The sequence below is a fragment of the Xanthomonas sp. CFBP 8443 genome, assembly GCF_025666195.1.
In the GTDB taxonomy this organism is placed as follows: Bacteria; Pseudomonadota; Gammaproteobacteria; order Xanthomonadales; family Xanthomonadaceae; genus Xanthomonas_A.
The window spans coordinates 2635967-2659123 of the sequence record NZ_CP102592.1; the positions used below are offsets into that span (position 1 = coordinate 2635967).

The window sequence follows — 23157 nt, forward strand, 5'->3', positions numbered from 1 at the left end:
GCCGCGACCAGGAGCCTTGCCATGCACCTTTCCTGCCTGACCGACCCGCGCCGCCAGGCCGTCCGCGCCTTCCAGGGACGGGTCGGGCTGGATTTCGTCGAAGTCTCCGACGACCAGCGTGCGTTGTACGTCACCTTCCTCGGCAAGCTGCCGCCGGAACTGCGCGAGGACGGCCCGGGCCTGCCGGGCCATCTGCGGCTCGAAGGCGGGCGTGGCGACCGGCCCCTGGTCATTGTCGATGTGGACCCGCAGATCGGCGACGGTCCCGATCGCGACGACTGGCTGGTCGTGCGCCTGGACCGGCGCGGCGATCACGGCACCTATCGGCTGCATCTCGAAGGCGTGGCCGGGCTCGACCCGATGTACGCGAGCGCGGCGTTCTCGTTCAAGGTCGGCTGTCCCGCCGAGCTCGACTGCGCCAGCGCGCCGGCCTGCGTGGAACCGTCGCCGGCCGAACCGTCGCTGTCTTACCTGGTGAAGGACTATGCGAGCTTCAAGCGCCTGATCGAGGACCGCCTGGCGCTGATCTCGCTGGCCTGGCAGCCGCGCTACGTGCCGGACCTCGGCGTCGCCCTGACCGAACTGCTGGCCTACGCCGGCGACTACCTCAGCTACTACCAGGACGCGGTCGCCACCGAGGCCTATCTCGGCACGGCGCGCCAGCGCATCTCGGTGCGTCGCCATGCGCGCCTGGTGGACTACCGCCTGCACGAGGGCTGCAACGCGCGCGCCTGGGTGGCGCTGGAAACCGACAGCGACCTCGACCTGCCCGCGGCCGATATCGCGTTTGTCAGCGGCATCGCCGCCGACGCACCACTGCCCACGGTGCTCGACGACGAACGCATGGCCGCGCTGGACGCACCGGCACTGGCGGTGTTCGAGCCGGTCGGTGCGGACGCTGCGGCCAACGTGCGGCTGCGCGCCGCACACAGCCGCATCGGCCTGTACGACTGGGGCCGCGACGACTGCTGCCTGCCGCGGGGCGCCACCACCGCGGTGTTGCGCGACGGCTGGGCGGACGCCGAGGGGCCGGCGCGCACGCTCGATCTGCGTGCCGGCGATGTGCTGATCCTGCGCGAGGTGGTCGGCGCGCGCAGCGGCCTGGAGGCCGATGCGGATCCGCAGCGCGCCTGGCCGGTGCGGCTGGTCCGCGTCGCGCCCGATGAGGACAGCCTATTCCCGTCAGGCCCCGACGATCCGCGGCCGACGCCATTGCTGCAGATCGAATGGCACGCGCAGGACGCCCTGCCTTTTCCACTGTGCCTGTCCGCGCTCGGCCCGGCGCCGGCCTGCGCCCGGCTGCGCGATGTCGCGATGGCGTTCGCCAACGTGCTGCTGGTCGATCACGGACGCAGCACCGGGCCGCAGGACCTGGGTACGGTGCCGCAAGCGGACTCGCCGCACGAATGCCAGTGCGAGGGTCAACCGGCGCCGACCGATGCGGGCGCAGCCCGCGTGAGCTGGCGCCTGGCCGAGTCGCCGCTGACCCATCGCCATGCCGCCCCCGCCGCCACTGCGGCGGCCAGCGCCAGCGTCGCTGCCGATCCGCGCGACGCATCGCCGGCCCTGGCCGTGCTCGACAGCGACCAAGCCACCTGGCAACCGGTGTTCGACCTGCTCGCCAGCCGTGGCGGCGACCGCCACGTCGTCGCCGAGATCGACAACGACGGCCGCGCGCGCGTGCGCTTCGGCGACGGCAGCCTGGGCCAGCGCCCGCGCGCCGGACTCACCATGCAGGCGCGCTATCGCGTCGGTAACGGCAGCGCCGGCAATGTCGGCGCCGGCAGCATCAATCGCCTGTACGTGCGTGGGCAGCGCCTGAGCGGCATCGATCTGCGCCTCGGCAACCCGTTGCCGGCGCGTGGCGGCGTCGATGCGGAACCGCTGGCACAGGCGCGCCTGCTGGCGCCGTCGGCGTTCCGCAGCGACCTGCAGCGCGCCATCGTCGCCGCCGACTACGCGCGCATCGCCGAACGCGATCCGCGCCTGCAACGCGCCGCCGCAGAACTGGTCTGGACCGGCAGTTGGTACGAAGCCGATGTCGCGCTCGATCCGCTGGGCCAGGTGCCGGCCGCGCCGGCGGTGCTGGCGCAGGTGCGGACCGCCCTGGAACGGGTGCGCCGCATGGGCCACGACCTGCATGTGGAAACGGCGAGCTACGTCGCGCTGGACCTCGCGCTGGAAGTCTGCGCCCTGCCCGGCCACGCGCGCGGCGCGGTCGCCGCCGCCCTGCGCGAGCGCTTCGGCGCCGGCTGCCGCAGCGACGGCCAGCCCGGCTACTTCCATCCCGACCGCCTGCAGTTCGGCCAGAACGTCCGCGTCAGCGCACTGGTGGCCGAGGCGATGTCGGTGCCGGGGGTGGAATGCGCGCGGGTCACCCGCCTGCAACGCCTGTACGCGCCGCCGAACCGCGAACTCGACGATGGCGTGCTGGCCTTGCGTGGCAACGAGATCGCGCGCCTGGACGCCGATCCCGCCCGGCCCGAACACGGGCGACTGTCGATCAGCGTGGGAGGTGGGCGATGAGTACGCACGATTGCCACTGCGGTGGCGCGCAGTGCGGCTGCTGCGACGGCGTTGCGACGATGACGCCGGTCGCGATCGCACCGCGCCCGGCGCTGCCGGCGCTGCCCTATCGCGTCGGCACCCACGGCCGCTTCCTGGCCAGCATGAAGGCGCGCCTGTCCGGCATGGAAGTGACGGCGCCCGGCGAGGACGGCCAGACGCTGCTGCACCATCGCCCGTTGCAGGCCCTGACCACCCGCGACCCCGCCGATCCGGCGCTGGCGCTGCTCGATGCCTGGGCCTGCGTCGGCGACGTGCTGACCTTCTACCAGGAGCGCATCGCCAACGAAGGCTATCTGCGAACGGCCGTGCAGCGGCGCTCGCTGGTCGAGCTCGCGCGCCTGGTCGGCTACCAGCCGCGCGCCGGCGTGTCGGCCAGCGTGCACCTGGCCTACAACGTCGACGAGCATCAGGCCGAGCCGGTCGAGGTGCCGGTCGGCACGCGTGCGCAGTCGATCCCCGGGCCGGACGAGTTGCCGCAGATGTTCGAAACCGACGAGCCGCTGCAGGCGCGTCGCGAATGGAACGACCTCGGCATCCGCCGCCAGCGCCCGCAACGGATCGACGCGGCGACCCTGCCCGCCTTGAACGTGGTGTACGCGGCCGGCGTGGACACCGGGGCAAGCGCCGGCGACCTGCTGTTGTTCGAATTCGCTAGCGGCGCCATGCGTTACCAGGCGCGTCGCGTGCTGGCGCTGGAGACCGATTTCGAAGCCCAGCGCACCACGCTGCGGCTGCAACCGTTGGCGCCGCTGGTGCCGCAGGCCTTGCCATTGCTGCAGGACCTGGTGCTGGAGCTGCAGCGCCTGCAGGACAACGGCGACGGCGATGCGAATGCCGTGCGCAACGCCACCCGGCTGCGCGATGGCCTGCTGCTGGGCGCGGACGCGTGGCCGCTGGCGGAGTGGGCCGAGCGGTTGCAGAACGGCGTGGAGGGCGACTCCATCGATGCGATCGCCAAGTTCGGCGATGCGCTGAAACAACTGGAACTGCCTGGCGCGGCGCCGATCGTGTCCACGCCCGATGAGGCAGTGGAGGCCTTGCTGATGCCGCCGCAGGTCCAGGCCGCCAACCGCCTGCGCCTGCGCCGCGACCTGGGCGATGCCTTCGCCCGCGGCGCCGACCTGCAGCCGCAGTTGATCACCGGCTTCGCGCCGCGCCTGAAGGGCGCTTACTACGATGCCTGGCGCGGCTCCACTGCCGGCGCGGCGCCTTCGCCCCTGCAGGCGGTCTACTTGCTCGGGGCCGGGCGGGCGCTGTTCGGCGCTACGTCGGCACGTCCGGTGCCTGCCACCGACTCGCCCGGCCTGCCGGCGCTGGAGAGCTGGAGCGATTGGCACTATGCGCCCGACGAGTCATCCAGCAACGCGTTCCTGGCCAGCGCCGCTCCCTTGTTGGCATCCGGGGCCCTGATCCTGGTGTCGCGCGCCGGCGAGGACGTCGACGATCTGCCGCGCCTGGAGGTATTGCGCGTCGCCCGCGCACGCAGCGGCCCGCGCAGCGCCTATGGCCTGTCGGGCGACACCACCCGGGTGGAGTTCGGCGACGCGGACGGCCCGACCCAGTGGCGCGAGGTCGAAGTCAAGGAGGCGCGCGTCTTGATCACCGAACTGCGTAGCACCTGGCTGCATCCGCAGCGGCGTTCGCTGGTCCTGACCGATGCGCCGATCCTCGATGACGTCGCCGGCGGCACGCTGGAACTGGCCCCGCTGCACGAGCAACTGGGGTCCGGGCGCTGGGTGGTGGTCGAAGGCGAACGCAGCGACATCGCCGGGGTGCGCGGAGTGCGTGCGGCCGAGCTGATGATGGTCGCCGGGCTGCGCCACGGGCAGGACCCGAACCTGCCTGGCGACCGCCCGCACACCACCCTGCAGTTGGCCACGCCGCTGGCCTACCGCTATTACCGCGCCAGCGTGCGCATCCGCGGCAATGTCGTCGCCGCCAGCCACGGCGAGACCCGGCGCGAAGTGCTGGGGAGCAGCGACGCGCGGCGTCCGCTACAACGCTTCGAGCTGCGCCAGCCGCCGCTGACCTGGCGGCCGGCGCCAACCGCACTCGGCGCTGTCAGCACGCTGAAGGTCTACGTCAACGACGTGGCCTGGCCGGAAGCGCAAAGCCTGGCGATGCTGGGACCACACGACCGTGCCTTCGTCACCACCACCGATGGCGACGGCGGCACCGCGGTGGTCTTCAGCGACGGCGAGCATGGCCTGCGTCCGCCCAGCGGATTCGAGAACCTGCGCGCCGAATATCGCAACGGCCTGGGCAAAGGCGGCAATGTGCGCCCCGGCCAGGTCGCGCTGATGGTCACCCGCCCGCTCGGACTGAAGGACGTGGTCAATCCGCTGCGCGCCTCCGGTGGCGCCGACCGCGAGACCGAGGCGCTGATTCGCGAGAACGCGCCACGCTCGGTCATCGCCCTGGACCGGCTGGTGTCGGTTTCGGACTACGCCGACTTCACCCGCATGTTCGCCGGCATCGCCAAGGCCGACGCGCGGCGGCTGGCCGACGTGGCGGGCGACTACGTGCAGATCAGCTACGCCGGCGTGGAGGACATGCCGATCGATATCGATTCGGACCTCTACCGGAATCTGGCCCAGGCGCTGCGCACGCTGGGCGATTCCGGACTGCCGATACGGCTGGTCTGGCGCGAACGCATCGCCCTGGTCCTGCAGGCGCGGTTGCGGCTGTTGCCGGGTTACCGCTGGGAACCGGTGGCCACCGCGGTACGCACGCGGCTGCTGGCGCGCTTCGGGTTCGATGCGCGGGCGCTGGCGCAGCCGGCCCTGCTGTGCGAGGCGATCGCGGCGATCCAGTCGGTGGATGGGATCGACTGGGTCGACGTGGACAGCTTCGGCGGCATCACCGATACCGAGATCGACCCGCAGAGCGGGCAGCCACGGCTGGTGAGCCAGGCGCAGATCACCGCGCAGGTGCAGCGGATCCTGCATGGCGACAACGCGGGCAAGTCGCTGAGCGTTGGCGCTGCGCTGCAACGGCCCCCACCGCGCGTGGAGGCGCGCCCGGGCCGCATCGAACAAGGCGTGGCCCGGCCCGCGCAGATCGCCTGCTTCATGGCATCCGTCGCCGACACCCTGATCCTCAACCCCGACTCGTGAGCGCAGACATGGATCTTCCTTCGCTGCACACGCTTCCCCGCGAAGACCGCCTGTATCGGCTGCTGCCGGCGGTGCACCGCATCCGCGACGCCGAACAGGGCTATCCGCTGCAGGCGCTGCTGCGGGTGATCGCCGAGCAGATGAACCTGGTCGAGGACGACATCGCGCGTCTGTACGACAACTGGTTCATCGAGACCGCCGAGGACTGGGCCGTGCCCTACCTCGCCGACCTGCTCGGCTATCGGCCGGTGGAGGCGGCACTGGGCGATGGCGCCGGTGGCCAGGCGCTGGAACGTGTCCGCGTGCCGCGACGCGAGGTCGCGCATCTGATCTCGCAACGGCGCCGCAAGGGCACGGTCTCGTTGCTGGAAGACCTGGCCTTCGATGTCGGCGGATGGCCGGCGCGCGCGCAGGAATATTTCCGCTTGCTCGACCGCGCCCAGCATCCCAGCCATCTGCATACCGAGCGCCTGGGCACGGCGGACCTGCGCGACATGCGTGCGCTGGACCGCTGCGACCGCCCGTTCGACACCCTGGCCCACAGCGCCGACCTGCGCCGCATCCAGTCGCGCCACCGCCGCGGCCGGCACAACGTGCCCAGCGTCGGCGTGCATGTCTGGCGCACGCGCAGCTACCCGGTCACGCGCACCCCGGCCTATTGCGTGGAGGACGCCGGCGCGCATTGCTTCACCTTCAGCGTGCTGGGCCAGGATGTGCCGCTGTACCGCAAGCCGCGGCCGGAGCCGGACGCGTTCCACCAGGCCGACGAACAGAACCTGCCGCTGCCGCTGCGCCGCCGCGATCTGCGCGACCACCTGCGCCAGGACTACGGCGCCGATGCCAGCCTGGCGATCTGGGCAGAGCAATGGGCCGGCCAGGACGGCAGCGCGCCGGTGCCGGTCGAAGCCATCGTGGTGGCCGACCTGAGCGGCTGGCGCTACCGGCCACCGCGCGGCAAGGTCGCGGTCGACCCGCAGCGCGGACGGCTGATGTTCCCGCCCGACCAGGTGCCGAAGAAGGGCGTGCGGGTCAGCTACCACTACGGCTTCGCGGCCGATCTGGGCGGTGGCGAATATCCGCGTCCGGCGCGGCGGCCACCGCCGCCGTTCACGCTGTATCGCGTCGGCCAGGGCGGCGCCTCGTCGTTGCCGCGCCTCGGCGATGCCTTGCGCAAGTGGGAGGAGGAAGCGCCCGCCCACGCGGTGATCGAGCTGATGCACAGCGGCGTGTGGGTCGAGCCGGTGCACGTGCGCCTGCGTCCCGGCCAGTCGCTGATGCTGTGCGCTGCCCCTGGAACGCGGCCGGTGATCCGCCTGATCGACTGGCAGACCGACCTGCCCGACGCGCTCGGCGTGGAACTGGACGTCGGCAGCCGCTTCGCGCTGGAAGGCATCCTGCTTGCCGGGCGGCCGATGCAGGTCAGCGCCCCGCACGACCCGCGGGCCTACGCCGAGCAGGCGGCCAAGACCCCCGCCTGTGGCGCCGAACTGGCGATCCGCCATTGCACGCTGGTGCCGGGCTGGGGGATCGGCTGCGATTGCGCGCCCGAACGGGCTTCCGAGCCCAGCCTGGAATTGCTCGGCGTGCAGGCACGCGTACAGATCGAGCACAGCATCGTCGGCTCGATCCAGGTGCGCCAGGATGAGGTCGGCACCGACCCGATCGCGCTGGTCATCGCGGACAGCATCATCGATGCCGCCGGCAGCGGCGATGCGATCGGGGCGATGGATGCGGCGGTCGCCCACGTCCGGCTGACCCTGCGCGACAGCACGGTGCTCGGCCAGGTCCAGGTGCATGCGGTCGAACTGGCCGAGAACAGCGTGTTCGACGCCTGCCTCAATGTGGCGCGGCGCCAGATCGGTTGTGTGCGCCACAGCCATATCCCCTGCCACTGCCGCTCGCCGCGGCGCTACCGCTGCCAGCCCGACGAGGTGACGGCGGCGGTGCGCGCGCGCCATTTGCCGGAAGCGACCGAACAGACCCTGATCGGCGCCGAACGCCAGCGCGTGCAGCCGCGCTTCCAATCGCGCCGCTACGGCCTGCCCGGCTACGCGCGGCTGACGCCGGACAGCGCGCTGGAAATCCGTCGCGGCGCCGATGACGGCTCGGAGATGGGCGCCTACCACGATCTCTACGAACCCCAGCGCGAAGCCAACCTGCGCGCGCGCCTGGATCAACACACGCCGGCCGGGATGACGGTCGGGCTCCTGTTCGCGGACTGAACCAAAAAAGGACCTACCCATGAAAGGCGATTTCTCGCGGGTCAGCTTCGATCCCCGCCACCACTTCAGCCAAGTGCTGCTGCAGCAGGGACGCGTCACCCTGGACGCCGATCCGAACGAACAGGGCGCCATCCTCCTGCACCACCTGCGCACGTTGGCGCTGGATCTGTTCGGCCCCTACGCCGCGCCGGCCGGCAGTCCGGGCTTCGGCCTGACGCTGGACGACGACGACGGCCTGGGATTGCAGATCGGGGCCGGCCGCTACTATGTGCAGGGCATGCTGTGCGAAAGCGAAGGCTGCGACTACCTGGCGCAGCCGCACTACACCCCGGCCGACGGCAAGGATGGGCCGATCGACGCGCTGCGCCGCTGGCTGGGCGCGGCCAACCGCGACGACTCGCGATTCTGGGTGTATCTCAAGGTGTGGGAGCGCCACGTGACCAGCATCGAAATGCCGCACCTGCGCGAAGTCGCGCTCGGCGGCGCGGACACCTGCAGCCGCTCGCAGGTGGTCTGGCAGGTGCGCGCGCTCGACCTGGCCGAGGTGGACAAGCGCTTGCAGGGGCGCATCGATGACTGGAAGAAGCGCATCGAGCAGACCGAGGACGAGGATGAGCGGGCCCTGCTGCAGGCACAGCTGGACGCGCTGCAGGCGCAGCGCGATCTGCTGCGCGAGAGCCCGGAGCAGGCCTGCGCGGTACCGTTGCAGCTGTTCGAGCGCGACGCCGGGGCGACGATGACGCTGCGGCTGGAACCGCCGGAGCGTCTGGACGATCCCTGCGTGACCGATCCCGACGTCGCCTACCGCGGCACCGAGAACCATCTCTACCGCGTGGAGATCCATCGCGGCAGCGAAAGCGGCGCGCCGACCTTCAAATGGTCGCGCGACAACGGCAGCGTGGCGACGCGCTGGGTGTCCGGCGGCGGCAAACGCCTGCGCGTGGCCAGCACGCGCGGCTTCCTCGATGCGCAGTGGGTGGAACTCAGCGACGAAGACGACGATCTGCAAGGCCAGCCGGGCACGCTGTGCCGCCTGGCCAGCGTCGACGGCGACGAACTGGTGCTGGCGACGGACGCGCCACGGCAGGCGAACGCCACCAGCAAGGTGCGGCGCTGGGACCAGCAGGCCCGCGACGACGTCAGCCTCGACGACGGCGCGGTGCCGCTGCGGCCGTCGTCCGGGCAGGAGGACGACTGGATCGACCTGGAGGACGGCCTGCAGGTGCGCTTCGACCCGGATGGCGAGTATCTCAGCGGCGACTATTGGCATGCCGCGGTGCGGACAACCGGCGATACCGGCTGGCCTCGCGACCGCGACGGCCATGCCCTGGCGGAACCACCGCAGGGCACCCGCTATTACCACGCACCGCTCGGTTTCGTCGGCCTGTCGGCGACCGGCGCGCCTGGCGTGCTGGCCCCGTGCACCTGTCTGGTCTATCCCGCCAGCACCTGCGCTGCGCCTCGCGCGCAGCTGGTCGGCACCCCCTCCAGGAAACGGGACGGTGTCGTCGCGCCAGGTGCGACAAAGACCTCGCGCAAGCGAAAGGACGGCTGACAGGTACGCGTGGTCGCGCGGCCGTTCCTGGCGCGGCCGTCACGCAGATGCGCCGCCGCGGCGAGCGTTGCCCATCACCGCCACCACGCGTCGGCGCAGCTCGGCGATGCTGACGAACAACACCGGCACCACCAGCAGGCTGAGGACCGTCGAGGTCACCAACCCGCCGATCACGGTGATCGCCATCGGCTGCCGGAAGCTCGCGTCGGCACCCAGTCCAAGCGCGATCGGCAACATGCCGGCGATCATCGCCAGCGATGTCATCACGATCGGGCGTGCGCGCTGCGCGGCGGCCTCGGCGATCGCCTGCGACGGGGAAGACGCCTGGCCGTTGCGCAACGCCTGCTCGGCATGGTCCACCAGCAGGATGGAGTTCTTGGTCACGATGCCCATCAACATGATCAGGCCGATCATGCTCGGCACGTTCAGTTCCATCGAGCTCAGCAGCAAGGCCGCGAATGCGCCACCCAGTGACAGCGGCACCGCCGACAGGATGGTGATCGGTTGGAACGCGTCCTTGAACAACAGCACCAACACGCAGTACATGCAGACGATACCGGCGGCGATGGCGCCGATCAGCCCGCCTGCCATTTCCGCGGCCAGTTCGGCATCGCCGGTCTCGATCCGCGTGACCGCCTTGGGCCTGGCCTGGCTGGTGGGCAATGCGGCGATGGCGGCGTTGGCCTGTCCGAGCGCAAGCCCGGCCAGGCTCGCGCTGAGCGTGACGTAGCGCTGGCGGTCGAACCGCTCCAACTGGTACGGCCCGCTCTCCATCGCCACGCTCGCCACGCTGCCCAGCGGCACCGGGCCGTGCCGCCCCGGCACGCGCAACTGGGTGAGCGTGTCGAGGTCGCTGCGCGCGGCCTGCGGCAGTTGGGTGCGGATCAGCAGCTGGCGGCTGTCTAGCGTCAGCCTGGGCAGGTCGGTGTCGTAATCGCCTCCCAGCGCGATGCGCACGGTATCGGCCAGGGCCTGGGTTTCCACGCCCCGCTCCACCGCAAGGCCCAGCATCGGGCGCACCACCAGCTCCGGCTGCTCGAGGCTGGCGGAGGATGTCACGTTGGCCAGTCCGCGCACGCCACGCATTTCGCGCTCCAGCGAACGCGCCGTGGCGGCCAGCAGGTGGGGATCGTTGCTCGCCAGGATGAGCGCGACCTCGCCCCCGGGCGCATTGCCGCCGACCGTCACGCGCACGCCGGGCAGCGTGGCCAGCCGGTCGCGGATCTGCTGCTCGAGCGCAGGCTGCGGTGGACGCTGGCCGCGCTTGGCCAAGGTGATGGTCAGCACCGCCCTGCGCGTCTCGGACACCGACATGCCGGCATCGCCTTCGGTGCCGCCGATGCTGGTGAACACCTGCACGACGCCGGGCAGATCCGCCACCGCCTGGCGCACCCGCTCGGCCATGGCGGTGGAGCGTTCCAGCGACGTTCCCGGCGGCGACTCCACGCCGATCTGCACATAGCCCTGCTCCGCCGGCGGGATGAAACCGGTGGGGATCAGCGGCAGCAAGGCCAGCGATGCAATCAGCACCGCCGCGGCCAGCAGCAGCGTCGCGGTGCGGTGCTGCAGGCACCACGCCACCCGCGTCCGATACCAGGTGACCCATGCGCTTTCCCGGCAATGCACGGCGGGCGCGTCGGCCAGCCAATGCACCGCCAGCAAGGGCGTCAGCAAGCGCGCGACCAGCAGCGAGGCGAGCACCGCGATCACGGTCGTCCAGCCGAACTGTGCGAACAACAGGCCGGAGATGCCCGGCATGAGCGCGGTCGGCAGGAACACCGCCACCAGCGTGAGCGTCGTGGCGATCACCGCCACCGCGATTTCCGACACCGCATCGGCGGTGGCCTCGCGCAAGGGCTTGCCCAGCCGCCGGTGGCGTTCGATGTTCTCGATCTCGACGATCGCATCGTCGACCAGGATGCCGGCGACCACCGCAAGCGCAAGCAACGTCAATGTGTTGAGAGAAAAGCCCAGCCATGGCATCAGCGCAAAGGTGGGCAGGATCGACAACGGCAGCGCCATCGCCGCCACCGCGGTGGCGCGCCAGTCGCGCAAGAACCACCACACCACCAGCACGGCCAGCAGCGCACCTTCCAGCAACAGCTGCATCGAGCCGTCGAACTGTTCCTGCGTGTAGTCGACGCTGCCCGCCACCCGCGTCACCACCACCTCCGGGTAACGCTGTGCCAGTTCGGACAGGGCCTGCTCCACCGCCGCCGCCACCCGGGTTTCGTCGCGTCCACGCGCACGATAGATGTCCATCCCGACCACCGCCTTGCCATCGAGCAGCGCAGCGCTGCTGCGATCGCGCGGACCGTCCACGATGCGTGCAACGTGTTCCAGCCGCAGCCAGCGTCCATCCGCCAATGGGATCGGCAACTGTTCCAGTTCGCGCGCCTGCTGCACTGTCGCCACCGTGCGCAATGCCTGCGTCTCTCCGCCAAGGCGCGCGGTACCGCCAGCGGCCTGCTGCTGCACACGGCCGATGGCACGTGAGACTTCGGCGGCGCTGACGCCGAGCGCTGCCATGCGCGCGGGGTCGAGCTCGACGCGCACTTCGCGTTCGACCCCACCCACCCGCGCCACCCGGCCGACGCCTGGAAGCACCCGCAATGTCTTGGCGAGAACGTCGTCGACGAACCAGGACAATTGCTGCTCGTCCATCTTCTTTGCCTGCACGGCGTAACCCAGGATCGGGCTGCTCCCCAGCAGTTCCGCGCTGACCGACGGCGGCAGCACCGTGGACGGCAAGGTCGAGCGCATGCGGTCGACCGCCTCCTTGGTCTCGGTCAACGCCTCCTGCAACGGCTTGCCGATCTCGAACTGGGCGCTCACCCGCACCATGCCGTTGAACACGGTGCTGCGCACATGGCGCAGGCCGACCAGTCCGGTGAGCGCGTCCTCCACCGGCCGGGCGACCTCGCTTTCCAGTTGCAGCGGCGAACCGCCAGGCTGCACCAGCGCGATGTTGATGGTGGGCAGGTCGATCTCGGGAAGATCCTGCACCGGCAGGTCGCGGAAGCCGACCCAGCCAGCCAGCGCCAGCAGCAGGAACAACAGCACCACCGGGGTGGGATGGCGGATGGGCCAGGTCGCCGCGCTCACGGCGAACCGGCCTTGCTCACGCCGGCCTGCATTGCAGCGGCCGATGCCGGCACGATCCGCACCTGGTCGCCGTCGGCCAGGAAGGCGGCGCCTTCGTGCGCCACGACATCATCGGCCGACACGCCGGCCACGATCTCCACCAGCGCACCCTGGCGCCGCCGCACCGTCACCTCGCGCAACGCCACCTTGTGGCGGGCACCCAAGGCCTGGAGCACGAACACGCAACTGCGTCCGTCGCGTACCACGACCGAGGCCGCCGGCAGCGCCATCGCCGGTGTCGTCCCGCCACCGATGCGCCCTTCCACGTACATCCCGGCCCGCGCGGTGGAGCCGCTGCGGATGTCCGCATAGACCAGGCCCAGGCGCGAATCGCTGCCGAGCACCGGCGAGGTCTGGCGTACCAGCGCCTCGGCGTGGGTGCCATCGGCCAGCGTCAGGCGGACCACCTGGCCTTTGGCGATGGTCGAAAGCTGCGCGGCCGTCACCTCGCCCCGCCACTCCAGCCGATGCTGGCGAATCAAGGTGAACAACGCCTCGCCGTCCTGCGGCACGCCACCGGGCGTGGCGGCGCGGGCGCTGATCACGCCCGCGTCGGGCGCGCGCAGCACGGTGTTGGCAAGGTCGATCCGCTTGGCGGCCAGCGCCGCCTGCGCCACGCGCACGTCGGCGGCGGCCGTGTCCACGCGCGTGGTCGCCTGCAGGATGGCCTGCTCGCTGAGAAACTTGCTCGCGCGCAGCGCGACCGCGCGTTCGGCGTCGCGCCGGGCCTGCGCGTGCAGCGCCTGCGCCTGCGCCAGGGCGGCGCGCAGGCGCAGGACGTCGGCCCGCAATACCGCGTCGTCCAGCCTGGCCAGCACCTGGCCCTTGCCGACCAGATCGCCCACGTCGACCTCGACGCTGGCCACTCGCAAGCCGCTAAGGGGCGACGCCAACGACGCCTCCTGCCACGGCACGATCGCACCCGAGGCCAGGATCTGCTCCTGCCACTGCAATTGCCGCGTCGTTGCGGTGGTGATGCTTAGCATTCCCGGTAGCGCGGCGTCGGCAACGCTTGCCGCTTCGGCCGCCCTGCCATGTCCGAACGTCCCAACCGCCCATCCCGCCACGCCCGCCAGCAGCGCGATCAGCGCCAGCACGGCCACCCTCGCCCGGCCGCCGAGGCGCCTGGCCAGTACAGGCGGATGCGCGTCGAAGTGCAGCCGTGCCAGCAAAGCGGCGATCTCGTCCCGTTTCATGTTCAATGTCCACACCAGTGTCGCGGCGCGCCGGGATGGCGAGCGCTGCGCAGTAGGTACTGTGGTGTGCCGGCGCTTACCCGCTACTTACGGGACGCGGCGTTTTGTCGAAGGCACGCCGGCGGAATGCAGGCCGGCGACGATCGGCACCGCCGCTTGCAGATGCGCGACGCGGACCAGAAAGCTCAGCACGGCGATGCCATGGCCGTCGGCGATCATCTGCGCGGCGGTACGCCCGCCCAGTGCATCGATGGGGTCGGCGCCGAACCAGTGTTCGGCGCACCCAGGTGCAGGGTCGATCAGCCGCGCCAACTCCAGGACCAGCGACTGCAACGCCGCCTGCGTCTCGCCTGTGTTCTCCCTCACGGGCGCAACTCCGCGGTGGCGTCGAACACGACCTCAAAGCGCGCACCGCCAGCGTCACCGGCATCGGCCAGCGCGACACGCCAGCCGTGCGCGCCGCAGATCTCCGCGCAGATCGACAGACCCAGGCCGGCGCCCTCGCGCTCATCGGTACGCGCCCGCCAGAACCGCGCAAACAGGTGTGGCCGGTCGCCCAGCGCCACTCCGCTGCCCTGGTCCTGCACGCTAAACCCGTTCGCATGCAGCGCCAAGACCACCACGCCCCCTCGCGGGCTATGCAGGATCGCGTTTTCCAGCAGGTTCTTGGCCAGCACGAACAATGCGGCGCTGTCGGCTTCCACGGCGGACGAGGTGTCCGTGCCCTGCAGGAAGACCACGCTGACCGCATGCTGCTGGCCCAGGCGTTGCAGGTAGCGCACCGCATCCTCGAGCACGGCGTCCGGCGCGATGCTGGAGAAGCGGAAGTTGTGTCCTTCGCTGACCTCCGCCAGCTGCAGCAACTGGTGGACCTGCCTGGCCATCAGCGCGGTGTCGCGCAGCAGCAGCTCGCGATTGGCGGCACCGCCCAGTTCGATCTCGCCTTGCAGCAGCGCCAATGGCGTCTTGAGTTCATGGGCCGCCGCGGCCAGAAACTGCTGTTGCACCTGGAATCCGGCTTGCAGCCTGTCCAGTGTCGTATTGAAGGCCGCGATCAGCGGGCGCAATTCGGCCGGCAGGCTGTCGCCGTGCAAGCGTGCGGCGAGGTTACGCGGGCCGATCGCCGCGGCGGCGTCGGAGACCGCGCGGATCGGGCGCAGCATGCGCGTGACGGTCAGATAGACCACCCCCACGAAGATCAGCAATGCTACCGCGGTGGTGAGCAGCAGCGCCCGCAGATACAGCTCGCCGGCGTGGTGCTGCAAGGTGGTCACCAGACGGTGGCTGCGCGCCACGCGCACGGTGAATGGAACGCCCGCGTGGGCGATGCCCACCTGGGCGACTTCCAACGCAAGACTGCGTCCACGGACGTCGACGTGCAGCACCTTCGCATCGGGCGCCATCGCACGCAGGGCGCGCAGCGCCGGCCCATCCGGGCTGTGCGCCAGCGGACGGCCGCGTGCGTCCTGCACCTCGTAGGCGGCATCGCCCGGCATCGCATCGTAGATCGCCGCGTTGCTGTCGCTCAGCCGTACCGTCACCTGTCCGGCACCATCCACGTGCATGCCCTCGGCGATGTGCTGCACCTCTTCGGCCAGCTCGGCGCGGAGGATGCGCGTGGGGTCGTCCGGCCACATCTGCAGGCCCAGCACCGCCGCACCCACCGCGGTCGCGGCGATCAGGCCGGCCACCGCTGCGGCCAGCAGGCGCGCAGACAGGCTATGCAGGCGCATCCGGCGTGCTCAACGAGAAACCCTGGTTGCGCATGTTCGCAACGCTCACGCACGAGCGCAGCGCCGTCAGCTTCTTGCGCAGGCGGTGAATGGCCACATCCAGCGCATTGGGCGTGACCGCCTCGGAAACGCCCCAGGCGGCAAGTTCCAGCGTGTCGCGGCGCACGGTGCGGCCGCCGGCGCGTACCAGGGCGATGACGATCTGCAACTCCGACGACGACAGCGTGGCCGTCTGCCCGCCGCAGCGCATCACGCTGTGATGTGGCTCCACGGTCAGGTCGCCGAACGCCGGCTGCGACAGCTGCAGCTGCGGCGTGCGCCGCATCAACGCCCGCACCCGCGCGGCAAGCTCGTCCAACGCGAACGGTTTGGCCAGGTAGTCGTCCGCACCCGCGTCCAGGCCGTCCACGCGGTCGCGCAATGCATCGCGCGCGGTCAGCATCAGGCAGGGGGTCTGGTCGCCGCCGCCGCGCAACCGCCGGACCAGCTCCAGGCCGTCGCCGTCGGGCAGGCCACGGTCGACGATGACCACCGCATACGGCCTGTCCCGCACAGCGTGGCACCCGGCCTCGAGGCTGCGATAGTGATCGACCGCGATGCCCGCCGCCTGCAACCCCCGGGTCACCAGGCCGGCCAGGCGCAGATGGTCCTCCACCAGCGCGACCCGGTTGTGGATGGTGTCCGATGCCACTGTCACCGCCATGCGCGCCTCACGTTCAGAAGCTGCGGGTGATGCCGATCCGCACGCCCGCGCTGCCATCGGTGTCCGGCTCCGACAACGGGCTGTCGGTGATTTCGCTGGGCAGGAACTGGTAATTCACCGCGCCGATCACTTTCCATTTCTCACCCAACGAGCGCTGGAACCCGAGATTGACCTGCGGCACCACCGCGGCACCTGGCGCATACGCCGCCACGCCACGCGCCACCTCCTTGTCGGTGATTCCGTAGTAGTACTGCACGATGTCCTTGGACATCCACGTCACCGACGCGCCGGGCACCACCGTGGTCTTTCCCCACTGTAAAGCATACCCATAGTCCAGCGTCACTTCCTGGCCCCCGCTGGTGTCGGTGACGTCCGCCAGCGCACGCAGCTTCAATTGCCCGGCGCGCCCGAACCAGCGGATCGCGATGCCTGCGTCGAGTGCATCGTCGCGGTCTTCCAGCAACGCCGGATTCAGCCCATTGGCAACGAGTTCGCGCTGGCCAAGATCCGCGATGTCGAAGCCATCGAATCGCCCGGCGATCATCAGGTCGATGCCGATCCGGTCGGTCTCGAGGACATGCACGCCGGCCGACAACCCGTTCCAGAAGATCCGCTCGCCTTCGAACGTCACCAGCGGAAACGGCCTGATCCGTGTGCCCTCGCCTGCGTACGTGCTCTGCCGCGCATTGGCGCCGACGCCGATGCTCCAGCGGTCGTCGTCGACCTCGTGCAACAGATCCGCGGTCGTGCTGTTCTGGGCCATGCCGATCGTCGGCGACGCCAGCATGAGGAGGGCGAGGGACTTGCGCATCGAAGCGTGCCTTGTGGGGGTGGGAACGCGGCCATTCTCTGGCGCGGCGACTTACAAGCGACTTACCGCCTTGCCCACGCCTGCACCCAGAACGTCATTCCCGGCGGTTGTACCGGGTGAGGAGCGCCGGCATGCCGAGCGCGCTCCATCGCCGGGGAAGGGCCGGCGTCTGCGATGACCGGAGCGATGGTCGGCCTACCCTCGATACCCAGCCCGAATTCCCGCCACGCTGCGTTGAAGCCAGCTGTTAGCCTCCCAACCCCGATTCATCGCATCGGAATGGTGAACGACCCGCCTGGATACTGGTCGCACATGAACTCCACGAACGCCCGGACCTTCGGACTCTGCAGGCGTCGCGAGGTGTGCAGAACCCAGAGTTCGACTTCGTCGCCGACGATGCCCCAGGTCACCAGTTCGCCTTTTTCCAGCAGGCTGCCGATGATCGACTGCGGCAGCATCGCCACCCCGGCGCCGGCGGCGATGGCGTCGCGGATCATCAGCAGCGAGGACAGGCGCAGGATCGGCTGCGGCTCGACGCTGAACTGGCCATTGCGAACGCTCCACACATCGCCGTCGCGATAGCTCGGCATGACCGCTGCAGGCACCCGGAACGGCGTGTCGCGCGGCCCGGTCGGCATCTGCACGGAGGGCGCTGCGGCGAGCACCATCCTGTCCCTGGCAAAACAGCGGCCGACCAGGTTGCTGTCCTTGCGCGGGTTGATGCGGATGGCGGCATCGAAGTGCTCCTCGACCAGGTCGACGACACGATCCGCCGCCACCGCTTCGATCTGCACGTCGGGATAGCGCGCCACGAACTGGGCCACGATGCGTCCCAACGCCAGCTGCGAGAACAGGATCGGCGCCGCGATCCGCAGCCGCCCCTGCGGCGTTGCGATGCCATCGCGCGCCGCCGCCGCCGCTTCGGCCACCTCGCGCATCGGCCCTTCCGTTCTGCTCAGCAGCAGTTGGCCGGCTTCGGTCAACTCCAGGCTGTGCGAGCCCCGCTCGATCAGCCGAACGCCCAGCGCTTCCTCGAGATCGGCGACGCGGCGCGACAGCGTCGCCTTGGAGCGCCCACTCGCCCGGCTCGCCTTGCCGAAGCCGCCGTGGGCCGCCACCAGTTGGAAATCCTCGAGCGCGTTGAGATCCATGCGTCTCACATTTGATACGGTAGGTCTATATATTATGGTCTTCGTTTTGAATTTGAAACCACCTATCGTTTGGTCATCCGCAACCAAACCCTGAAGGAGTTTCTGATGAACACCATCCGTGCATTGCTTCTCACCGAATACGGCGGCGCCGACGCGGCCACGATCGCATCGACCGAAGCGCCGACCGCCGCAGCCGGCCAGGTGCTGGTGCGGGTCCAGGCCGCCGGCATCAACGGACTGGACTGGAAGGTGCGGGAAGGCTACGTCCGCGACGCGTTTCCGCTGCAGTTGCCGACCGTCCTGGGCATCGAACTGGCCGGCGTCGTCGAGGCCGTCGGCGCGAACGTCACCCGACTGCGCAAGGGCGACCGCGTGATGGGGCCGCTCGGCGGCCTGGGCGCCTACGCCGAACTGGTCGCGGTCAACGAGGCCAATCTCAGCCTGATCCCCGACGCCCTGAGTTTCGTGGAAGCGGCGGCGCTGCCGGTCGCTTCGGTGGCCGGGTGGCAGAGCCTGCACTTCGCCGGCCCCATCCGTGCCGGGCAGCGCATCCTGATCCACGGCGCGGCCGGCGGTCTGGGCGGGTTTTCGCGGTGCAGTACGCGCGCCAGGCGGGCGCCGTGGTCTACGCCACCGCCCTGGCCAGCCAGGCCGACTACGTCCGCGGCCTCGGGGCCGACCACGTCATCGCCTACGACCAGACGCAGTTCGAGCGTTCGGTGACCGACATCGATCTGGTGCTCGACTACGTCGGTGGCGAAGTGCTGAACCGCTCGTGGTCGGTGCTCGCCGACGATGGCGCCATCGTCAGCACCGTGTCGCCGGCGATCCTGTCGAGCACACCGGCCGGACGCCGCGGCCTGTGGTTCATCAACACGCCCGATGCGGCGCGCCTGCAGGCGATCGCCGAGGACGTGGCGCACGGTCGCCTGCAGTCCAAGGTCGGCGCCGTGGTGCGGTTCGACGACCTGCCTGCGGCGATCGAACGCAACCGGACCCAGCCGCAGCTCGGCAAGACGGTCGTGGATTTCTCGGCCTGACATCGGCCGTCGTCGTGGTCGCCGTCTCTGAAAATTGACGGCGATCGAGGCCCTTGCATGGGTGATCCGTCGCTCACCCGCTTGCTCTGCCGAACTGGGGCGGTCGGTGCGCGCATCCCTTGCGTGCGTGCCCCAAGGCGAATCGCGCGATCAGCACGAAGCCTTAACCACCTCCTCCTATCCTAGCGGCGCGCTGGATGACGCCAACTGCGCCCACGACATGCCGTGCGGCACAGAGCACGCCACCAGACGCTTACGGACATTCAAACAAGGAGATTCCATGAAGACACTGCACGCTCTCATGTTCGCCGGATGCCTGTTGGGCATGAGTTCGCCCGCGTTCGCCGAGGTCGCCAACCTGACCAACAGCGCCGATGGCGCCAATCGCGATGCCGGTATCGCGGCGGTGAAAAAGAAGCTGCAGGACGCCTGCACGGAACGCAAGGGCACGCCGAATCCGGACTCGTTCGAGGTGGTGTTCGAGAAGACCAGCCAGAACCCGGACGTTCCCAAGCCCTACTACGTGGACGCGAAACTCAAGTGCGACCTGCCCTGAGGCCGACACCGGATGGCATGCCGGTCTGCGCCCGGACGAGGTAGAACCGTAACAAGGCCCCGCTCCGGCGGGGCTTTGTTTTTGGGCCGCCGCCCGTGTGCCGAGCCTAGCTCCAACGGTAGGCGGGATCGACAAGGCTCGCGCTTCACGCCCTGCCCGCTGCTGATATAGTCCGGCGGCACGATGGGTACGGTACCCGTCCACAAGAATCAAAGGGAGTTGTCATGGGTCTCGTACAGGCGGTGGCGGGTGCGGTCGGCGGCGTTCTCGCCGACCAGTGGAAAGACTTCTACACCGTGCCGGCAGGCCTGCCGGCGACGGCGGCGCTGTTCGCCGCGGTCCCGCGCGGCACCAATGCCGGGCGGGGTTCGAACACCGGCGCCTCTTCCAACATCATCAGCAACGGATCGAAGATCGTCGTTCCCGAAGGCTACGGCCTGCTGCTGATGCAGGACGGTGCGATCACCGGCTTCGTCGCCGAACCGGGCGGCTACGAATGGCGCTCCGACGATCCGAACTCGCAGTCGATCTTCGCCGGCGACGGCCTGGTCGCGCCGCTGATCCGGCAGAGCTGGGAGCGCTTCAAGTTCGGCGGCCAGCCGGGCGCGCAGCAGGCCGCGTTCTTCGTGTCGCTGAAGGAACTGCCCGAGAATCGCTTCGGCACGCAGTCCGAGATCTACTGGGACGACGGCTTCCTCGGCACCCAGGTCGGCGCGGTGACGCGCGGCTCCTACACGCTGAAGATCGTCGACCCGATCCTGTTCGTGAAGAACTTCGTCCCGGCCCGCTACCTGCAGCCGGGCCAGGTGTTCGATTTCACTGATCTGGAAAATTCCGCCGCCAACCAGCTGTTCAACGAGGTGGTGGGCTCGCTCGCTCCGGCTTTCAGCCTGTACACGAACGACCCGGGCAAGGGCAACCGCATCACCAAGCTGCAGCAGGATTCGCTCGGCTTCGCCAAGAGCCTGTCCGACGCGGTCGAGCAGGCGTACCAGTGGCGTTCCGACCGCGGCCTGGCCATCGTCAAGACCGCGATCGTGTCGATCGAGTACGACGCCAATACGCGGGAACTGCTCAAGACCGTGCAGCGCGCCGACGCGCTGGCCGGCGCGCGCGGCAACTCCAATCTGCAGGCGAGCGTCGCCCAGGGCATCCAATCGGCCGGTGAGCATGGTGGCGCCGCGGGCCTGGTCGGGGTCGGCATGGCCACGGGCATGGTCGGCGGCGTGGGCGGCCTGCAGCAGCCGGTCGCGCCCGCCGCACCGGCCGCCGACGACGCGGTCGCCAAGCTGAAGAAGGCCAAGGAGATGCTGGACCTCGGCCTGATCACCCAAGGCGACTACGACGCGGCCAAGGCCAAGGCACTGGGCCTGTAACCGCGGACGCGCCCAGACCATGTCCGACTCCAGAACGACGCCTCCGCCGTTGCCACCGATGCCGCCGCCGTTGCCGGCGGCGCCGGTGAGCGGCCCGGGATCGCCGCAGGACGTGCCGCCCCTGCCGGGCGGCTTTCCGATCGATCCGGCCACCCTGCCCGGCCCGATCCGCGACGAAGTACAGGCACCCGATCCGCTCGCCATCGACACCGCCGCCGCCGAGCTCAGGGACGGCCTCAACCGCTGCCCGAAATGCGGCGCCACCGACATCCGGCCCAAGCTCGGCACCGACCTGCTGGTCTGCCAGTACTGCCGCAACGAATGGCACGGCGCGCGGGTCGAGGAGGCATTCGGATTCGGCGACGGCATCGGCGCGCTGCGCGGCACGGTGATCGCGTCCGGCGCGCGCGACATCGCCGCCGACGCCGCCAGCCTGATGAGCTTCAAGTGCACCGGTTGCGGCGCCGAGGTCACGATCAACACCGAAAGCACGATGACCGCACGCTGCCACTGGTGCCGCCATGTGTTCGGCGTCAACGAACAGATCGCCAACGGCGCGGTGCCCGATGCGGTGCTGCCGTTCCATATCGGCAAGGACGATGCGGTCGCGCGCATCCGCCAGTTCGTGGACAAGCGGCGCCTGTTCGCGTTGAAGGCGTTCAAGGAGCAGTTCACGCCGGAGAACGTCGTCGGCGTCTACCTGCCCTACATGATCGTCGACAGCAACGTCAGCGCCAGCGTGGCCGGCAAGGGCGAGATCAAGACGCGCGAGTACACGCGCGGCACCGAAAAGAACAAGCAGACCTACTACGATGCCGATGTGTACCAGGTGGAGCGGCACGTGGATTTCACCGTGGACGACCTGCCGCTGGAATCGTCCTCCGACCGCGGCAACCTGGACACGCGGGCCAACACCAACAACATCATCAACACGATCCTGCCGTTCGACACCAAGAACGCGGTGAAGTGGAACGCGTCCTACCTGGCGGGCTTCACCTCGGAGAAGCGCAACCTCGACATCGAGCAGCTGCGGCCGCGCGTGGAGGACCAGCTGCTGTCGATCGCCCGTGCCCAGGTCGAAGACTCCGTCGACCGTTACGACCGCGGCGTGCGCTGGGAGCAGGAGCGGCTGGAGGTCCACGGCACGCGCTGGGTGTCGATGTACCTGCCGGTGTGGCTGTATTCGTACCACCAGCCCGGCCGCAACGGCGGCATGCTGCACTACATCGCGGTGAACGGCCGCACCGGCGAGACCATGGGAAGCGTGCCGGTGCAGCAGTGGAAACTGCTGCTGGCCGCGCTCACCGCCGGCAGCGTCATCGAAGCCTTGGCACTCTGGATCGTGGTGACCACCTCATGAGCGACGACAATGGCCTATGGCTGCTGCTGGCCGGCCCGGCCGGCGCCAGCGCGCTGTACTGGGCCCTGTACCGGTACTACCGCAACACCGACAAGTCGCACGCCTTCGAGCGCGAGACCAGCGTCGAGGCGACGCCGGTGACCGGCTCGGACAGCAAGGTCGGCACGGTGACGGGAACACAGGCGCGGCGCATCGGTGGCGACAACGTGCACGACTATCGGGCGCGCGTGCAGCGGGACAGCGGCTGAGGCGCTATCCAGATCCATGCCGCGCCAGGCGCGGGATCTGGAGCGGTGGGCACGGCAGCGCGGGCCGGCGAGGCACCGCTGTAACTCGACGATCCACTCATGGCGCGACTCTTCCGCGCCGATCGGCTCGGGCTCCCCACGCCTAGCGCTTGACACCTTTGCGCAATCGCCGCTGGAGCCCGGCGATCTGCCTCGGGCTGAAATCCTTGGCATGGCGCCGAAGCAGTTCGAGGATCGTCACGTGCGCCTCGCCGGTACGGCGCAGCAGTTCCGCCGCCGCGGCTCGCTCGATCGCCAGCCACTGTGACTGGGTAGTGCCGGTTGGACCGGCTTGGCGTTTGGCATTCAATGCGTCTGTGTCCGGTGGAAACCTGCGCT

Annotated in this window: 18 protein-coding genes; 10 read left to right on the forward strand and 8 right to left on the reverse strand. The window is 69.8% G+C overall.

Going from position 1 to position 23157, the window contains the following annotated elements:
- Positions 1–21 precede the first annotated feature (21 nt).
- Genes NUG20_RS11200 through NUG20_RS11215 form a run of 4 tightly spaced genes read left to right on the forward strand, consistent with a single transcriptional unit; the run spans position 22 to position 9461 of the window.
- Complete coding sequence (locus tag NUG20_RS11200; protein ID WP_263394573.1) at positions 22–2526, forward strand: putative baseplate assembly protein; 2505 nt, start codon at positions 22–24, stop codon at positions 2524–2526.
- Positions 2523–5684 carry a putative baseplate assembly protein gene (locus tag NUG20_RS11205; protein ID WP_263394574.1) on the forward strand — a complete coding sequence of 1054 codons (3162 nt, stop codon included), beginning with the start codon at positions 2523–2525 and terminating at the stop codon, positions 5682–5684. The genes NUG20_RS11200 and NUG20_RS11205 overlap by 4 nt, the downstream gene beginning before the upstream one ends.
- A gap of 8 nt (positions 5685–5692) precedes the next feature.
- Positions 5693–7906, forward strand: coding sequence for a hypothetical protein (locus NUG20_RS11210; protein ID WP_263394575.1), 2214 nt, complete (start codon positions 5693–5695; stop codon positions 7904–7906).
- 19 nt (positions 7907–7925) lie between these two features.
- On the forward strand, positions 7926–9461 hold the full coding sequence (locus NUG20_RS11215; RefSeq protein WP_263394576.1) for a DUF6519 domain-containing protein: 1536 nt from the start codon (positions 7926–7928) through the stop codon (positions 9459–9461).
- Between the two features lie 39 nt (positions 9462–9500).
- Here NUG20_RS11215 and NUG20_RS11220 read toward each other — a convergent pair whose 3' ends face one another.
- The 7 genes from NUG20_RS11220 to NUG20_RS11250 form a co-directional block, all read right to left on the reverse strand.
- Positions 9501–12566, reverse strand: coding sequence for an efflux RND transporter permease subunit (locus NUG20_RS11220; RefSeq protein WP_263394577.1), 3066 nt, complete (start codon positions 12564–12566; stop codon positions 9501–9503).
- Complete coding sequence (locus NUG20_RS11225; protein ID WP_263394578.1) at positions 12563–13777, reverse strand: efflux RND transporter periplasmic adaptor subunit; 1215 nt, start codon at positions 13775–13777, stop codon at positions 12563–12565. The genes NUG20_RS11220 and NUG20_RS11225 overlap by 4 nt, the downstream gene beginning before the upstream one ends.
- 111 nt (positions 13778–13888) lie before the next feature.
- Positions 13889–14134: a hypothetical protein gene (locus NUG20_RS11230; protein ID WP_263394579.1), complete on the reverse strand. Its 246-nt coding sequence runs from the start codon at positions 14132–14134 to the stop codon at positions 13889–13891.
- A 29-nt stretch (positions 14135–14163) separates the two neighbouring features.
- The gene (locus NUG20_RS11235) at positions 14164–15534 is read right to left on the reverse strand and encodes a sensor histidine kinase (protein ID WP_263394580.1); all 1371 of its coding nucleotides are present in this window, start codon (positions 15532–15534) and stop codon (positions 14164–14166) included.
- Complete coding sequence (locus NUG20_RS11240; RefSeq protein WP_263394581.1) at positions 15521–16294, reverse strand: response regulator transcription factor; 774 nt, start codon at positions 16292–16294, stop codon at positions 15521–15523. The genes NUG20_RS11235 and NUG20_RS11240 overlap by 14 nt, the downstream gene beginning before the upstream one ends.
- Complete coding sequence (locus tag NUG20_RS11245; protein ID WP_263394582.1) at positions 16251–17048, reverse strand: MipA/OmpV family protein; 798 nt, start codon at positions 17046–17048, stop codon at positions 16251–16253. The genes NUG20_RS11240 and NUG20_RS11245 overlap by 44 nt, the downstream gene beginning before the upstream one ends.
- Positions 17049–17314: 266 nt before the next feature.
- Positions 17315–18199 (reverse strand): LysR family transcriptional regulator, encoded by an 885-nt coding sequence (locus NUG20_RS11250; RefSeq protein WP_263394583.1) that lies wholly within the window; start codon positions 18197–18199, stop codon positions 17315–17317.
- A 105-nt stretch (positions 18200–18304) separates the two neighbouring features.
- Between NUG20_RS11250 and NUG20_RS11255 the strand changes: the two genes are divergently transcribed.
- The 6 genes from NUG20_RS11255 to NUG20_RS11280 all read left to right on the forward strand — a co-directional run bounded on the left by NUG20_RS11255 (position 18305) and on the right by NUG20_RS11280 (position 22779).
- Entirely contained in the window at positions 18305–18922 is a 618-nt protein-coding gene (locus NUG20_RS11255) for an NADP-dependent oxidoreductase (RefSeq protein WP_263394584.1), read from the forward strand.
- Positions 18820–19239, forward strand: a complete 420-nt coding sequence (locus NUG20_RS11260) for a zinc-binding dehydrogenase (RefSeq protein ID WP_263394585.1) — start codon at positions 18820–18822, stop codon at positions 19237–19239. The genes NUG20_RS11255 and NUG20_RS11260 overlap by 103 nt, the downstream gene beginning before the upstream one ends.
- Positions 19240–19519: 280 nt before the next feature.
- Entirely contained in the window at positions 19520–19795 is a 276-nt protein-coding gene (locus NUG20_RS11265) for a hypothetical protein (RefSeq protein ID WP_263394586.1), read from the forward strand.
- Between the two features lie 224 nt (positions 19796–20019).
- A complete protein-coding gene (locus NUG20_RS11270) occupies positions 20020–21171 on the forward strand; it encodes an SPFH domain-containing protein (RefSeq protein WP_263394587.1) in 1152 nt (383 codons plus the stop codon).
- A gap of 19 nt (positions 21172–21190) precedes the next feature.
- A complete protein-coding gene (locus NUG20_RS11275; RefSeq protein ID WP_263394588.1) occupies positions 21191–22531 on the forward strand; it encodes a TFIIB-type zinc ribbon-containing protein in 1341 nt (446 codons plus the stop codon).
- On the forward strand, positions 22528–22779 hold the full coding sequence (locus tag NUG20_RS11280; RefSeq protein WP_263394589.1) for a hypothetical protein: 252 nt from the start codon (positions 22528–22530) through the stop codon (positions 22777–22779). Before NUG20_RS11275 ends, NUG20_RS11280 begins: the two co-directional genes overlap by 4 nt.
- Positions 22780–22921: 142 nt before the next feature.
- Here the strand turns inward: NUG20_RS11280 and NUG20_RS11285 are convergent, their stop codons facing one another.
- A complete protein-coding gene (locus NUG20_RS11285; protein ID WP_263394590.1) occupies positions 22922–23128 on the reverse strand; it encodes a hypothetical protein in 207 nt (68 codons plus the stop codon).
- Positions 23129–23157 lie beyond the last annotated feature (29 nt).